The organism is Kribbella speibonae, assembly GCF_004331375.1.
GTDB lineage: Bacteria > Actinomycetota > Actinomycetes > Propionibacteriales > Kribbellaceae > Kribbella > Kribbella sindirgiensis.
In genome coordinates, this window is record NZ_SJKC01000002.1 from 650,758 (window position 1) to 665,577 (window position 14,820).

The window sequence follows — 14,820 nt, forward strand, 5'->3', positions numbered from 1 at the left end:
TTAGAACCGGCAGCGTCTCGTTAAGGAAGTGGGTGACCGCACTCTGGGTCGCCAAGGAGGGTGGTACCGCGCGGTAGCTGGGCGACACGTCCGGCACTTCGTCCCTCGTCCAGGAAGCAGGGACGGACGAAGGACGCAGAAAGATGGCGGCAAATACCCCGTGGCGGCAGGTTCCCGCCCAGGTCGACTTCCCCGCGCTCGAGCGCGAGGTGCTCACCCTCTGGGACGAGCACGACACCTTCGCCAAGAGCCTCGAGCAGTCCGCCGGCGGTCAGCCGTGGACGTTCTACGAGGGTCCGCCGACCGCGAACGGCATGCCCGGCACCCACCACATCGAGGCCCGCGTCTTCAAGGACGTGTTCCCGCGCTACCGGACCATGAAGGGTTTCTGGGTCGAGCGCAAGGCCGGCTGGGACTGCCACGGACTCCCGGTCGAGGTCGCGGTCGAGAAGGAGCTCGGCTTCAACGGCAAGAACGACATCGAGGCGTACGGCATCGCCGAGTTCAACGCCAGGTGCCGTCAGTCCGTCCTGCGGCATGTCGACGCGTTCAACGAGCTCACCACCCGGATGGGTTACTGGGTGGACCTCGAGCACCCGTACAAGACGATGGACCCGGAGTACGTCCAGTCGGTCTGGTGGTCGCTCAAGCAGATCCACGACAAGGGCCTGCTGGTCGAGGACTACCGGATCACGCCGTACTGCCCGCGCTGCGGCACCGGCCTGTCCGACCACGAGCTCGCCCAGGGGTACGAGACCGTCGTCGACCCGTCGGTCTACGTCCGTTTCCCGCTCACCTCGGGCCCGCTGGCCGGCCAGGCGTCGCTCCTGGTCTGGACGACGACCCCGTGGACCCTCGTGTCGAACACCGCGGTCGCCGTCCACCCGGAGGTCGAGTACGTCGTCGCCACCGACGGCACCGAGTCGCTGGTGGTCGCCAAGCCGCTGCTGGACCGGCTCGGCGAGGGCTGGACGGTCACCGGTGAGTACGGCGGTCGCGAGATGGAGCGGTGGACCTACCAGCGGCCGTTCGAGCTCGTACCGTTCGACGAGCCGGCGCACTACGTCGTACTTGCGGACTACGTCACCACCGAGGACGGCACCGGTCTGGTGCACCAGTCCCCCGCGTTCGGCGCGGACGACCTCGCGGTGGGCCGTGCGTACAACCTGCCGGTGGTGAACCCGGTCGACACGACCGGTCACTTCAACGCCGACGTACCGCTGGTCGGCGGGCAGTTCTTCAAGAAGTCCGACGAGGCGCTGGTCAGGGACCTGAAGGACCGCGGTCTGCTGTTCAAGCACGTGCCGTACGAGCACCCGTACCCGCACTGCTGGCGCTGCCACACGCCGGTCATGTACTACGCGCTCCCCTCCTGGTACATCCGCACCACCCAGGTGAAGGACGCCCTGCTCCGCGAGAACGAGAAGACCAACTGGTACCCGGACTCGGTCAAGTGGGGCCGGTACGGCGACTGGCTGCGCAACAACATCGACTGGGCCGTCTCCCGCTCCCGCTACTGGGGTACGCCGCTGCCGATCTGGCGCTGCGGTGAGGACCACCAGGTGTGCGTCGGGTCGCTGGCGGAGCTCGGTGAACTGGCCGGCCGCGACCTGAGCGCGACCGACCCGCACCGGCCGTACGTCGACGACATCACCTTCGACTGCCCGACCTGTGGCGCCGAGGCGCGCCGCGTACCCGAGGTGATCGACGCCTGGTACGACTCGGGCTCGATGCCGTTCGCGCAGTGGGGCTACCCGTGGGCGGAGGGGTCGAAGGAGAAGTTCGCGGAGACCTACCCGGCGGACTTCATCTCCGAGGCGATCGACCAGACCCGCGGCTGGTTCTACACGCTGATGGCGATCGGCACGCTGGTCTTCGACGAGTCGTCGTACCGCAACGTCGTCTGCCTCGGGCACATCCTCGCCGAGGACGGCCGGAAGATGTCCAAGCACCTGGGCAACATCCTGGAGCCGATCCCGCTGATGGACGACCACAGCGCGGACGCGGTGCGCTGGTTCATGGCCGCGTCCGGGTCGCCGTGGAAGGCGCGCGGCATCGGGCCGAACGTGCTCAACGAGATCGTCCGGAAGGTGCTGCTCACCTACTGGAACACGGTCGCGTTCCACGCGCTCTACGCCCGGCTGGCCGACTGGTCGCCTGCCGACGCGCCGGCCGTGTCGGAGCGCAGTGTGCTGGACCGCTGGCTGGTCAGCGAGACACACCGGCTGGTCCGCGACACCGACGCGGCGTACGCGGACTTCGACACCCAGCGGCTCGGAAACCTGATCAACTCGTTCGTCGACGTGCTCTCGAACTGGTACGTCCGCCGTTCGCGCCGCCGGTTCTGGTCCGGTGACGCGAGCGCGCTGGCCACCCTGCACGAGACGCTCGAGGTCCTCACCCGGGTGATGGCGCCGCTGACGCCGTTCGTCACCGAGCGCGTCTGGCAGGACGTGTTCCGTCCGGTCACGTCCGGCCTGCCCGAATCGGTACACCTGACGAGCTTCCCGACGTACGACGAGACGCTGATCGACGACGTACTGGCGCAGCACGTGTCGATGGCGCGCCGGGTCGTCGAGCTCGGCCGGTCGGCCCGGGCCGAGGCGAAGGTGAAGACCCGGCAGCCGCTGGCCCGCGCGCTGGTCGGGTCGGCCGCGATCGCGGACCTGTCGGCCGAACTGCTGCAGGAGATCGCCGACGAGCTCAACGTGGGCACGGTCGCGCCGCTGTCCTCGGCGGGGGCGGACCTGGTCGAGTTCTCTGCCAAGGGCAACTTCCGGGAGCTCGGCAAGCGGTTCGCCAAGCAGACCCCGGTGGTTGCGGCGGCGATCGCCGCTGCCGACGCGGGTGCGCTGGCTGCCGCGCTGAAGGAGTCGGGGACGGCGACCGTTGTGGTCGACGGCTCCGACGTCGAGGTGAGCGCGGCCGAGGTGCTGGTGTCCGAGCGGCCGAAGGAAGGCTGGTCGGTGGTCAATGAGCAGGGCGAAACCGTTGCCCTCGACCTCGAGGTCACGCCGGAGCTCAAGCAGGCCGGGCTGGCCCGCGAGGTCGTCCGCACCCTGCAGGAGGCCCGGAAGAACGCCGGCCTCGAGGTGTCGGACCGGATCAGGGTCTGGCTCACCTCGACCGACGCCGAGCTGACCGATGCCCTCGGCAAGCACGCCGACGAGATCGCCCGCGAGGTCCTCGCCGTCGAACTCACCCAATCGGCCCCGTCGGAGTCCACCGACGTTGCCGAAGGCACCGAAGAGGACCTGCAACTCACCTACTGGCTGTCCAAGGCCTGACACACTCATTTGCCTGGCAGACCCAGCAATTTGCCTGGCAGACCCACCAAATGAGGGGTTTCTGACCCGTAACCAGGGTCAGGAACCCCTCATCTCCCTGGTGGACCAGGGAAACGCGCGAGGGGGTATGTGCTAGCAGCTGCTGGGAGCCCGGTCAGGAGGTGGCCGTCGCGGACCGCGAGGCGGAGTGGGTCGCGGATGCCGCGACCCGGCAACGAGTGTGGGGGCTGTACCGGGACGCTCCCGCACCACTCGGCTACGACTTCTGGAGTGTGTTCCCCGATGGTCCTGCCGGGGAATCACCCTCGCTCCTACGGCTGACGCCGTACCGGCTGCGGCTGGCCGATGTCGAAACTCTCAGCGGCCGCAAAGTTCCTTCGGTCTGGCGCTGACAGCCTGTCACCAGGACAGGACCCTCAGTCAAACGTGGCCAGACATGCCGAAGAGGCGGTGCTGCCGGAAAGCACCGCCCCTTCAGCAGAGGTTTTTAGACGCCGTGACCGTGCGCCTGCGCACGCGCCTCCGGCCGGAAGCCGTTGCGCGGGCTGAGCGTGTCGTCGCCGTTGCCGAGCGCCTTCAGCTGCTCGGTGAAGTACGTCTTCAGGCGGCTGCGGTACTCACGCTCGTAAGCGTGCAGGTCGTCGATCGTACGCTCGAGCTGACCCTTCTGCTTCTCCAGCGTGCCGAGCATCTGCGCGCGCCGCTCGGCGATCTCGCCGTCGAGCTTCTCGGCGCGGGCGCGGGCCTCACCGGTCATCCGGTCGGCCTTGCCGCGGGCCTCGTTCTCCAGGCGCTCCGCCTTGGCGCGGGCCTCGCCGATGATCTTGTCGGCGGTGTCCTTCGCCTCCTGGACCAGGTCGTCGGAGTGCTTGGTGGCCATCTCCAGCAGCCGCACCGCGGAGCTGGAGGCGTCACCGACGGTGCCTGCCGCCGCAGCCGCGGTCGGAGGCGCCACCACCGGCGGCTTCTCCTCGGGCTTCTCGACCACGACCGGGGGCTTCGGCTGCTGCACGACTGGCGGCAGCGCGGCGGTCTGGTCGACCGGGCGCTGCTGGTCAGCACCAGCGCGCTGAGCCGCCGCGAGCTTGGCCCGCAGCTCCTCGTTCTCGGCGAGAAGTCGCTCGAGCTCGGCTTCCACCTCGTCGAGGAAGGAGTCGACCTCTGTGACGTCGTAGCCCTCCCGTAGTCGGACGGGCGTGAACTGCTTCGAGCGGACGTCATCCGGCGTCAGCGGCATCTTTCACCTCGTTTGTCTGTGTCTTGGCGGAGTCCCCGTGGCCCTCGCCTTGGCGACTCAGTAGATCACGTTATCGCTTCGTTGTCTTATGACGGAATCCGGGCTCTACCTACCCAGTCTTCGCGGTCCTCACCCTTACAACGATCGAAGGGCCGTCGAGTTGATCGCCATCGCCACCGACACCATCACGAACAGCATCAGCATCGACAGGTCGATCCGGATCCCGCCGGCCCCGATCGGGGGCAGAATCCGCCGCAGCGGCTTCAGGAACGGGTCCGTGATCGAGTAGATCAGCTCGAAGAACAGCAGCAGCGGCCCCTTGGGGTGCCACTGCGGAGCGAACATGACGATCAGACTGAGTACGAACCGCGCCACCAGCACCAAGAAGAAGGCGAGCAGTACCCAGTACAGAACGATGAGGACGAGCGCTAGAGCATCCATGTCGACAACGAGTGTAGAAGACGGCGGAAGGGCCGGCCTCAGCTCTGGTTGTAGAACCCGTCCGCAGCGATCTTTTCCTTCTCCTCGGCGGCCACCGTCACGTTCGGTGGGCAGACCAGGAACACCTTGGTGGTGATCCGCTCGATCGAGCCCCGGCAGCAGAAGATCAGGCCGGCCGCGAAGTCCACCAGCCGCTTGGCGTCGGAGTGGTCCATCTCGGTCAGGTTCATGATGACGGGCGTACCGTCGCGGAAGTGCTCACCGATGACGCGCGCCTCGTTGTAGCTGCGCGGGTGCACGGTGGTGATGCGGGCCAACTCGGTAACCTCCGGGGACGACGCGACACCGCGCCGGTCTGGGAACTTGCTGACCGTGGCGCCGCTCTGGTCCTGACGGTCCTCGCGGCCCTGGAACTGGGGCTCGGTGCGAGGCTCGCGGCTCTCCCGGCCGGCGGGTACCGGCTCGGTCTCGTGGGAGTCCCCGTCGACGGCTTCGTCCTCGTACTCGTCGTAGTCGTCGTACTCGTCGTCGTACCGCGCGTTGTAGCGCTCCCCGTCCTCGACCAAGCCGAGGTACACACCCATCTTGCGCAGTGCGCCGCTCATGGCCCTCCAGCACCTCGATCCGGTTCGACGACAACAGTGAGCCGGAAGCAAAACCCGCTCGATGTCGACACTAACCCAGCGGGGAGCGCGTACCGAGTAATGCACGCCCGAGCCGCACGTGTGTCGCACCGTGCTTGATCGCGGCCTCCAGATCGCCGGTCATCCCGGCCGAGATCCAGTCCGCACCGGTGTGTTCGGAGCGTAGTCGCGACGCTACTTCACGCAGCCCGGCGAAGGCTTTCTCGGGGTCCGCTCCGAGGGGTGCGACGGCCATCACGCCCCCGATCTCGAGCCCGTCGGCGACCGCGATCTCCGCGGCCAGTTCCGGTACGTCGGCGGGCGCGACACCGCCCCGGCTCGCGCCGGTCGCCGCGTCCGCGGATCCGTACGCCGCGAGGCTCACCTGGATCAGGCACCGCAGCGTCTTCTCCTCGGCGATCGCGGCCTTCGACAGCGCCTCGACGAGCGACGACCGGTCGACCGAATGCACGACCGATGCGTACCGCGCGATCGAGCGGGACTTCTTCGACTGCAGCTGACCGACGAAGTGCCAGCTGAGCTCCGGGCACTCCGGTGCCTTCGACTTGAGCTCCTGCTCGCGGTTCTCCCCGACGTCGTGGATCCCGAGGCCCGCGAGCGCCCGTACGTCGCTGACTGGGAAGGTTTTGGTGATCGCCACGAGGGTCACCTCGTCCCGAGCCCTCCCGGCCGCCTGACAGGCCTTCTCGATCCGCTCCTGCACCTGCTCCAGATTGGCGCGGAGTTCGTCGGTCCGTGTACTCACGGTGCGACCAGCTTGATCAGCCCGGCCATCCGCCCGCTCTCGGGGCCTTCGCGGCGGTACGAGTACAGGTTCTCGGACTCGATCGTGCAGGCGGTCGCGGCGACCACGTCGACACCGAGCTCGGCCAGCTGCGCCTTCACCCCGGCGGCCACGTCGAGCGCGGGCGTCCCCCAACTCGTCTCGGAGTACGACGCCGGGACCCGCTCCGCGACCTCGGCCCGCATCTCGTCGGGGACCTCGTAGCAGTTCCCGCAGGCATACGGTCCGAGGACGGCGGTGATCGTCGAGGCGCCGAGTTCCCGCATCGCGTCGACGGTCGCCGGGACGATGCCGACGTACATGCCCTTGCGGCCGGAGTGCGCGGCGCCGATCACGCCGTCGCCGGCCAGCAGCACCGGCAGGCAGTCGGCCGCGCGAACGGCCAGCACGACATCGGATCGCGTCGTCACCAGACCGTCGGCCTTCGGCATCGGCTGAGTGGGAAGTTCGTCGCCGGGCCGGACGACGTGCACGTCGCGGCCGTGCACCTGGCTGACCCGCACCACGTTCTCCACGGGAACCCCGAACTCGCCCGCGATCAGCCCGAAGTTCGCGATCACCCCGTCGACGTCCGGCCCCGAGGCGCTGCCCAGATTCAACTCGCCGTACGGCGCTTTGCTGGCGCCGCCGAACCGATCGGTGAAGGCGACCCGGGCGGCGGAAAGGACCTCGTCATAGCCGAACACGACTGAAGATTACCCAGCGGCAACCGTCGCGCGGCGGTAGGCCTCGGTGAAGGCGTCGGCCGCGGGGACATCGATGTCGGGAACGACGCCGACGCCTTCCCAGTTGGTCCCGGTGATCTGATTGACAGAACGCGCCACCGGAACGGTCGCCTCCAGCTGATCGTGCAGTTTGAAGCCCTGGCGCGGGTGCGCGCCTCCGCCGGTCCGCTCGCCGACGATCACCGCGCGCTTGAGTTGCTGCAGGTCGTACGCCAGCTCCTCGCCGCCGGAGAAGGTCACCGAACTGGTCAGCACCCAGATCGGCTTGGTGCCGCCGAATCGCGACCCCGGCACGTACGGCACGGTCCAGAACTGTCGCAGCGTCCCCTCGGACGGCTTGACCAGGTCCTGCAGATGGATCGGTTCGCCGGCGTCGAACAGGTAGCTACAGAAGAAGGCGACCTGATCGGGCGACCCGCCCACGCAGCGGCGCAGGTCGATGAGCAGCGAGTCCGCCGACACGAGCAGCGTCATCGCGGCGGTCAGGGCCGCACCCGCCTGGGTCGGGTCGTACAGCAACGGCCGGATCTCGAGCAGGCCGACGTTCCCGTCCAGTCGTTCGACCCGCGCCATCCCGCCGGCGTCACGCTCGGCCAGCCGGCGCCAGTGCGCTTCCTCCGCCACCGGGTCGGTCTCGTCCGGGGGCCCGTCGGGGTGGAACTTGAGTCGCAGGTGCTTGTCGCCGTTGCCGAGCTGCAGGTCGATCGTGACCCGCTCGGCCAGCCGCTCCGGCGCCTGGAGGTCGTCGTACCGGCCCTCGGCGGTCGCTGCGGCGAGCCGGTGCGCGACCTCGGCGCCGATCTCGGGAAAGACGTAGTGCTCGGCGACCAACGCGCCCAGCCGTCCGATGACGGTCCTGATCTCTTCGGTGTGCATGACCGGGAGTACAGCAGGCGGATTGACAAAGTGTCAAGAAATCTCGACGCTTTACTCATGGGCGAGATCATCGATCACCTGGACGTGTCGAGCGCTGCGCAGTTCAAGGCGCTCGGGCACCCGCTGCGGCACCGCTTGCTGTTCGCACTCGGGCAGGAGGCGGCGACGATCAGCCAGCTGGCCGCCACGCTCGGGACGGCGAAAGGCAACGTCGCCCATCACCTGGGCGTGCTCCGCGACGCAGGAATGGTGCACGTGGCCGAGACGCGGCAGGTGCGCGGCGGGACCGAGCAGTACTACCGGCGGTCGGTACGGCGGTTCGGCTTCACCGGTGAAGGCGCGCGGGCGAACAACACCATCGCGCTGCAGGCGGTCGCGGCCGATTTGGAGACCTCCGACGCGGACCCGATGTTCACGGTGCGGAACCTCCGGCTGACCGCGGCGCAGGCCGAAGAACTCGCCGCCACCCTCGAGCGGATGGTCGACGACCTGACCGACGCCGGCCCAACCGAGTCCCGCTACGGCGTCGTGGTGACGGTCTACCGCCCGCGCCAGTCTCCTACGTCTTGAGCTACTTCAGGAAGTCCGGGATGTCGAGGTCTTCCTCGGGCTCCGGCTTCTTCGGCTTGGCCGGCTGGCTCGGCTGGGTGCTCTGACCGCCGGCGCTGCTCGGGCCGTGGGTCGGCCAGGAGTGCCCGGTCGACGGGGACGCCGGGGTGTGCGGAGCCGGCTGGGCCGACTGCTGACCGGACTGCACCGTGCGGACGCCGTCACCTGCCTGCGGACGTGCGGAGTTCGTCGTCCCTGCTCCGGGCCGCGGCTCGGTCGGAGCGGGCACCGGGACCGTGTTGTCGGTCGGGGTGCCCTGGGGGGACGACGGTGCGGGCTGCTGGGCCGGAGCCGCAGGAGCGGACTGGGCAGGCTGGTTTGCGACCGGCGGCTGCGCAGACGTCTGAGGGGCTGGCGCGGGCTGCTGGGGAGCAGGCTGCGCGGGCGGCTGGGCCACGCCTGGCTGGCCGGACTGCTGGGCCGGCGGCGGGGTCGTGCCACCGGACATCGGCGACGAGTAGCTCTGGGGCGCCGGGCGGGACGACTGCGGCCTGGCCTGGTTCATCGCCTGTTCGCGGCGCTTCGGCATCCCGCCGTCGAACCCGGCCGCGATCACGGTGACCCGGACCTCGTCGCCCAGGGCGTCGTCGATGACCGCGCCGAAGATGATGTTCGCGTCCGAGTGCGCGGACTCCGAGACCAGCTGGGCCGCCTCGTTGATCTCGAACAGGCCCAGATCCGATCCGCCGGCGATCGAGAGCAGGACGCCGTGCGCGCCCTCGATACTTGCCTCCAGCAACGGCGAGGAGATGGCGGCCTCGGCGGCCGCGACCGCGCGGTCCTCGCCGCGCGACGAGCCGATGCCCATCAGCGCCGAGCCGGCGTTCGACATGACCGCCTTGACGTCGGCGAAGTCCACGTTGATCAGGCCGGGAGTGGTGATCAGGTCGGTGATACCGGAGACACCCTGCAGCAGCACCTGGTCGGCCTGCTTGAACGCGTCCAGCACGGACACGGCGCGGTCGGAGATGGTCAACAGCCGGTCGTTCGGGATGACGATCAGCGTGTCCACCTCCTCGCGGAGGGTGGCGATCCCGTCCTCGGCCTGGGTGGCGCGGCGCTTGCCCTCGAACGAGAACGGCCGGGTCACGACACCGATGGTCAGCGCGCCCAGCGACCGGGCGATCCGCGCCACCACGGGCGCGCCGCCGGTACCGGTGCCGCCGCCCTCGCCGGCGGTGACGAAGACCATGTCGGCGCCCTTCAGCGCCTCCTCGATCTCCTCGGCGTGGTCCTCCGCGGCCTTCTGGCCGATCGCCGGGTTCGCCCCGGCGCCCAGGCCGCGGGTCTCCTCGCGGCCGATGTCGAGCTTGACGTCCGCGTCGCTCATCAGCAACGCCTGCGCGTCGGTGTTGATGGCGATGAACTCAACGCCCTTCAGACCGTGCTCGATCATCCGGTTGACGGCGTTCACGCCGCCTCCGCCGATGCCGACGACCTTGATGAGTGCCAGGTAGTTCTGCGGTGCCGCCACGTCCGCGCCTCTCGCCTCGTTGCTTTCCCGTTGTCCAGCGAAAAGACTGAACCTCAAGTACATGCTTAGACTTATGTCAACTTTAGATTACGCCGCACGATACGGGACGCTTCGAGCCAAAATCCACGCGCCTCGCCGCACGTCTCAGATGTGACCTGTTACCGCTTTTCGCCTTTGGTGACAGGGAGATCGGGCGCCGAGACGTCGTACACCTTCGCCTGCCGCTTCATCAGCACGCTCAGTACCCCGGCCTTGCGCTCGCTGTCATCGGAACTACCCCAAACGACCTTGACGCCGGAGCTCAGGTTGAGGGTGATCGAGTCCGGCGACGCTGCCGAGATCGATCCCACCTGCGCCCGCAGCGAGTCCGGAAGGGCCGCCGACACCGTCACCACCGAGTGCACGGTGACGTCGCGCCGGACCCCGGTCACCCTCGCCTCCGGAAGCCCGGCCGGCCGGTTCGGCACCGTGCGGTACGACGTACCGGTCGCGTCCACCAGCTCGTACCGCGAGCCGTCGGTGACCACCACGACCGGAACCCGTTCGGTGACCACGATCACGATCTTGCGCGGCCATGCCCGCGTCACCTGCGCGTCCGCGACCGCCGGGATCGTCCGCACCCGGTCCGCGATCGACCGCAGGTCGACCTTGGCCAGCGGCGTCCCTGTCGGCGCCGCCGCGGTCTGCTCGATCGTTGCCACCGGCACCGTGTCGGCACCGCTGATCCGGACCCCGGAGACCGCGAACGCGGAGGAGAAGTAGAACAGCCAGACGACCAGACCGGCCAGCACGACCAGTCCGCCGCCGATGGCCCAGGGCAACCAGCTCCGCCACCGCACCAGCCGCTGCCGGCGCGCGAACTTCTGCTGTGCCCGCGCCAGATCGACGCTCTGGCTCATTCAACAAACCCCACGCAATTACTCCACCACAGGAGCGAGGGCCTCCGGCGCAGGCTCGCGGGTGAGGCTGCGTTCGGCCAGCAAACCAACGACTTCCGGCCCGATCAGCGTCACGTCGCCCGCGCCCAGCGTCACCACCAGGTCGCCCGCCTGCGCGAGATCCGCGACCAGCTGCGGTACGGCGGACCACGACGGCTCGAACCGCACCTGCTCGGGTTTCAGCGGCACGTGGTTCGCGATCAGGGCGCCGGTGACACCGGGCTCCGGGTCCTCGCGGGCCGCGAACACGTCCATCACCACGACCTCGTCGGCCAGGGCCAGCGCCTCGGAGAACTCGGTGGCGAAGATCCGGGTGCGGCTGAACAGGTGCGGCTGGAAGCACGCGATCACGCGCCCCTCCCCCGCCACCTGGCGCGCCGCGGTCAGGTCGACGGCGAGCTCGGTCGGGTGGTGCGCGTACGAGTCGAACACCCGCACGCCGTCCTCCAGACCCTTGAACTCGAACCGCCGGCCGGTGCCGGTGAACGACGCCAGCCCCTCGGCCAGGTCGGCCGCGGAGAACCCGAGCCCGAGCCCGACGGTCAGTGCTGCCGACGCGTTCAGCGCGTTGTGCTTCCCGGCCTGCTGCAGCTGCACGACCGGCAGCTTGCGGCCGCGGTACACCGGAACGAACGACTGCGTCGCCCCGGTCGCGGTGATCTCGGTGACGTGCAGGTCCGCGTCCTCGGCCTCGCCGTACGTCCGGACGTCGATCCCGCGGTCCCGCGCGTACGACGCAAGCGCCCGGGCACCCGCGTCGTCCTGGCAGATCACCATGAACCCGCCGGGCAGGACCCGACCGCAGAACTCCTCGAACGCCTTCCGGTAGCTGGCCTCGTCGCCGTAGTTGTCGAGGTGGTCCGGCTCGACCGATGTGACGATCGACACCTCGGGCGCGTAGGTCAGGAACGACTTGTCCGACTCGTCCGCCTCGGCGACGAACAGGTCGCCGGTGCCGTCGTGGGCGTTCGACCCGGACTCGTTCAGGTTGCCGCCGATCGCGTACGACGGGTCCGCGCCGCAGTGCTGCAGCGCGACCGTGAGCATCGACGTGGTCGTGGTCTTGCCGTGGGTGCCGGCGACCGCGAGCGTGCGGCGGCCGACCATCACCGAGGCGAGCGCGGCGGCTCGCGGCAGGATCGGGATCCCGGCCGCGCGGGCGGCGACCACCTCGGGGTTGGTCTCGCGGATCGCGGTCGACACCACCACGGTGTCGGCGTCCTTCACGTGCTCGGCGGCGTGGCCGACCCAGCAGGTCGCGCCGAGCGCGCGGAGCGCGGCGAGCACCTTGCCGTCCTTGGCGTCCGAGCCGGACACCTCGATCCCGCGCGACGCCATGATCCGGGCGATCCCGGACATCCCGGCGCCGCCGATGCCTACGAAGTGCACCCTGCCCAGCTTCTCGGCCGGTAGCAGCGTGTCAGGTGCGGTGACGATCACGACGCAGACCTCACCACATCGAGGATGATCCGCGCCAATCGGTCGTCGGCGTCGGTCCGGATCACACCGGTCGCAGCTGTGGACATGGCTGTCAGACGCGCGCGGTCGAGCAGAAGTTGCGGGACGTTCGCGCGCACCCAGTCGACGGTCAGCTCGGCGTTGTCGATCAGCACACCTCCACCCACGTCGACCACGGGCTTCGCGTTCAGTCTTTGCTCACCGTTACCGATCGGCAGCGGAACGTAGATCGCGGGCAGGCCGACACCGGACACCTCGGTGACCGTGTTCGCGCCCGAGCGGCAGACCACGAGGTCCGCGGCGGCGTACGCGAGGTCCATCCGGTCGACGTAGTTCAGGACGACGTACGGGAGCGGACCGGTCGGCGGCACCTCGAGGGTGTTCTTCGGGCCGATCGCGTGCAGCACCTGGATACCGGCCGCCTGCAGGTCCGCTGCGGCGCCCGACACCGACTCGTTGATCCGCTGGGCGCCCTGCGAGCCGCCGGTCACGAACAGCGTCGGCGCATCCGGGTCGAGGCCGAAGAACCGCCGGGCCTCGGCGCGCAGCGCGGCCCGGTCCAGCGTCGAGATCGCCCGCCGGATCGGCAGGCCGACGTACTCGGCGTGCGGCAGGTCGCTGCCGGGGAACGACGTCTTCACGTGCTCGGTGCAGTACCGGGCGGCGAACTTGTTGGCGATCCCCGGGACCGCGTTGCCCTCGTGCACCACGATCGGGGTCTTCCGCCGCCAGGCGGCGACGTACGCCGGGGTGGACACGTAGCCGCCGAAGCCGACCAGCACGTCGGCCTTGGCCTCGTCGAGGATCTTCCGGGCCGCGCTCACCGAGGACAGCATCTTCCCCGGTACGGCGAACAACGCCGGCGTGGGCTTGCGCGGCAGCGGTACCGGCGGGATCAGCTCCAGCCGGTACCCGGCCTCGGGGATCACGCGCGTCTCGAGGCCGCGCTCGGTGCCGAGGGCGATGATCTCGATCGTCGGGTCGATCCGGCGCAGGGCGTCTGCGGTGGCGATCAGGGGTGAGGTGTGGCCGGCGCTACCGCCACCGGCCAGAACGATGCTGGGCACAGCTTTCAACGCTCCCGCGGTTTCATTTGTACTTATTTGTACGACATACGCCGCGAAGGCAACCAGCCGAAACGAGGTCGCCGGGTCTCTTTCAGGGCGGCCTGCGCGCCGGGCTCGGCCTTCGCGAAGGACAGCAGCATGCCGATCGCGATCAGCGTCGGCAGCAGTGCGGAACCACCGTACGACAAAAGCGGGAGCGGGATACCCACGATGGGTAGCAGTCCGATCACGGCGCCGAGGTTGACCAGCGTCTGCGCCATGATCCAGATGGTGATCCCGGCCGCCGCATAGCGGACGAACGGCTCGGTGTTCCGGGTCGCGATCCGCACCCCGGCGTAGGCCAGGGTGAGGAACAGAGCGAGCACGGTGAGCGACCCGACCAGGCCGAGCTCCTCACCGATCACCGAGAAGATGAAGTCGGTGTGCGCCTCCGGCAGGTTGCTCCACTTCTGCCGGCTGTTGCCGATCCCGACGCCCCACCAGCCGCCGGTCGAGAGCGCGTAGAACGAGTGGTACGCCTGCCAGCCGACCGTGGTCGGGTTCGCGAACGGGTCCAGGAACGACGTCACCCGCTCCATCCGGTACGACTCCGCGTTCACGAAGTACGACGCGACGCTGCCGACCACGACGACGGTCCCGACGAACAACCGGGTCGGCGCGCCGACGATCCAGATCATGCCGATCATCACGGCCATCAGCACCAGCGCCGTACCGAGGTCGTGCTGCCCGACCACCAGTGCGATCACCAGACCGCAGACCGGCACCATCGGGACCAGCAGATGCTTCCACTGGGTGAGCAGTTTCTCCTTGCGCGCATAGAGGTCCGCGCACCACATCACCATCGCCAGCTTGGCGAACTCACTCGGCTGGATCTGCAGCGGGCCGCCGAGGTTCAGCCAGTTGGTGTTGCCGTTGACGCCGACGCCGAGACCTGGGATGTAGGTCAGGACCAGCAGGAACATCGATCCGAGCAGCGCGACGTACGCGAGCATCCGGAAGTGCCGCGGCGTCATCCGCGAGGCGACGTACGCCATCGGCAGCCCGACGCCGACCCAGATCAGCTGCCGGACGAAGATCGTGTAGCTGTTCCCGTTGACGCGCAGCGACAGCACGCTGGAGGCCGACAGCACCATCATCAGGCCGAGCACCAGCAGCAGACCGGTCGCGCCGAGCACGATGTGGTACGACGTCAGCGGCCGGTCGAGCACGTCCTTGATCGCGGCGATCCAGGCGCGTTCGCTGCTCTGCTTCTTCTCCGGCTGATCGGCGATCGACGTCAC

At 69.0% G+C, this 14,820-nt stretch carries 13 protein-coding genes and 1 pseudogene; 3 read left to right on the top strand and 11 right to left on the bottom strand.

Annotated features, from left to right (window positions below; translation table 11 throughout):
- Window positions 1-143 precede the first annotated feature (143 nt).
- Together ileS and E0H92_RS16440 are read left to right on the top strand one after the other, a co-directional pair.
- Complete coding sequence (gene ileS / locus E0H92_RS16435; protein ID WP_131496844.1) at window positions 144-3,287, top strand: isoleucine--tRNA ligase; 3,144 nt, start codon at window positions 144-146, stop codon at window positions 3,285-3,287.
- Between the two features lie 161 nt (window positions 3,288-3,448).
- Window positions 3,449-3,679 carry a hypothetical protein gene (locus tag E0H92_RS16440; RefSeq protein WP_131496845.1) on the top strand — a complete coding sequence of 77 codons (231 nt, stop codon included), beginning with the start codon at window positions 3,449-3,451 and terminating at the stop codon, window positions 3,677-3,679.
- 95 nt (window positions 3,680-3,774) lie between these two features.
- Here the strand turns inward: E0H92_RS16440 and E0H92_RS16445 are convergent, their stop codons facing one another.
- The 6 genes from E0H92_RS16445 to E0H92_RS16470 form a co-directional block, all read right to left on the bottom strand.
- Window positions 3,775-4,524, bottom strand: coding sequence for a DivIVA domain-containing protein (locus E0H92_RS16445; protein WP_131288690.1), 750 nt, complete (start codon window positions 4,522-4,524; stop codon window positions 3,775-3,777).
- Window positions 4,525-4,659: 135 nt separating this feature from the next.
- Entirely contained in the window at window positions 4,660-4,965 is a 306-nt protein-coding gene (locus E0H92_RS16450) for a YggT family protein (protein ID WP_130379857.1), read from the bottom strand.
- 38 nt (window positions 4,966-5,003) lie between these two features.
- Entirely contained in the window at window positions 5,004-5,570 is a 567-nt protein-coding gene (locus E0H92_RS16455) for a cell division protein SepF (protein ID WP_131288692.1), read from the bottom strand.
- Window positions 5,571-5,640: 70 nt separating this feature from the next.
- A complete protein-coding gene (locus tag E0H92_RS16460) occupies window positions 5,641-6,354 on the bottom strand; it encodes a YggS family pyridoxal phosphate-dependent enzyme (RefSeq protein ID WP_131496846.1) in 714 nt (237 codons plus the stop codon).
- The gene (pgeF, locus tag E0H92_RS16465) at window positions 6,351-7,079 is read right to left on the bottom strand and encodes a peptidoglycan editing factor PgeF (RefSeq protein WP_131496847.1); all 729 of its coding nucleotides are present in this window, start codon (window positions 7,077-7,079) and stop codon (window positions 6,351-6,353) included. The genes E0H92_RS16460 and pgeF overlap by 4 nt, the downstream gene beginning before the upstream one ends.
- A gap of 9 nt (window positions 7,080-7,088) precedes the next feature.
- Window positions 7,089-7,994: a S41 family peptidase gene (locus E0H92_RS16470; protein WP_131496848.1), complete on the bottom strand. Its 906-nt coding sequence runs from the start codon at window positions 7,992-7,994 to the stop codon at window positions 7,089-7,091.
- Window positions 7,995-8,051: 57 nt separating this feature from the next.
- Here E0H92_RS16470 and E0H92_RS16475 point away from each other — a divergent pair, with 57 nt between their 5' ends.
- Window positions 8,052-8,564 (top strand): ArsR/SmtB family transcription factor, encoded by a 513-nt coding sequence (locus E0H92_RS16475; protein WP_131496849.1) that lies wholly within the window; start codon window positions 8,052-8,054, stop codon window positions 8,562-8,564.
- Window positions 8,565-8,877: 313 nt separating this feature from the next.
- Here the strand turns inward: E0H92_RS16475 and ftsZ are convergent.
- The 5 genes and pseudogenes from ftsZ to ftsW all read right to left on the bottom strand — a co-directional run.
- A pseudogene (gene ftsZ / locus E0H92_RS16480) lies at window positions 8,878-10,077 on the bottom strand (cell division protein FtsZ); the annotation flags it as partial.
- Window positions 10,078-10,235: 158 nt separating this feature from the next.
- Entirely contained in the window at window positions 10,236-10,976 is a 741-nt protein-coding gene (locus E0H92_RS16485; RefSeq protein WP_131462756.1) for a cell division protein FtsQ/DivIB, read from the bottom strand.
- A gap of 18 nt (window positions 10,977-10,994) precedes the next feature.
- Window positions 10,995-12,455 carry a UDP-N-acetylmuramate--L-alanine ligase gene (murC, locus tag E0H92_RS16490; protein ID WP_131462755.1) on the bottom strand — a complete coding sequence of 487 codons (1,461 nt, stop codon included), beginning with the start codon at window positions 12,453-12,455 and terminating at the stop codon, window positions 10,995-10,997.
- The gene (murG, locus tag E0H92_RS16495) at window positions 12,452-13,540 is read right to left on the bottom strand and encodes an undecaprenyldiphospho-muramoylpentapeptide beta-N-acetylglucosaminyltransferase (protein ID WP_131462754.1); all 1,089 of its coding nucleotides are present in this window, start codon (window positions 13,538-13,540) and stop codon (window positions 12,452-12,454) included. Before murG ends, murC begins: the two co-directional genes overlap by 4 nt.
- Before the next feature lie 32 nt (window positions 13,541-13,572).
- Window positions 13,573-14,820 carry a putative lipid II flippase FtsW gene (gene ftsW, locus E0H92_RS16500; protein ID WP_131462753.1) on the bottom strand — a complete coding sequence of 416 codons (1,248 nt, stop codon included), beginning with the start codon at window positions 14,818-14,820 and terminating at the stop codon, window positions 13,573-13,575.

Excerpts from the sequence above, each read along its gene's own strand:
- ileS (WP_131496844.1), top strand. The coding sequence starts at position 144 with ATGGCGGCAAATACCCCGTGGCGGCAGGTTCCCGCCCAGGTCGACTTC.
- E0H92_RS16445 (WP_131288690.1), bottom strand. The coding sequence starts at position 4,524 with ATGCCGCTGACGCCGGATGACGTCCGCTCGAAGCAGTTCACGCCCGTC.
- E0H92_RS16485 (WP_131462756.1), bottom strand. The coding sequence starts at position 10,976 with ATGAGCCAGAGCGTCGATCTGGCGCGGGCACAGCAGAAGTTCGCGCGC.
- E0H92_RS16450 (WP_130379857.1), bottom strand. The coding sequence starts at position 4,965 with ATGGATGCTCTAGCGCTCGTCCTCATCGTTCTGTACTGGGTACTGCTC.
- E0H92_RS16470 (WP_131496848.1), bottom strand. The coding sequence starts at position 7,994 with ATGCACACCGAAGAGATCAGGACCGTCATCGGACGGCTGGGCGCGTTG.
- E0H92_RS16475 (WP_131496849.1), top strand. The coding sequence starts at position 8,052 with ATGGGCGAGATCATCGATCACCTGGACGTGTCGAGCGCTGCGCAGTTC.
- E0H92_RS16455 (WP_131288692.1), bottom strand. The coding sequence starts at position 5,570 with ATGAGCGGCGCACTGCGCAAGATGGGTGTGTACCTCGGCTTGGTCGAG.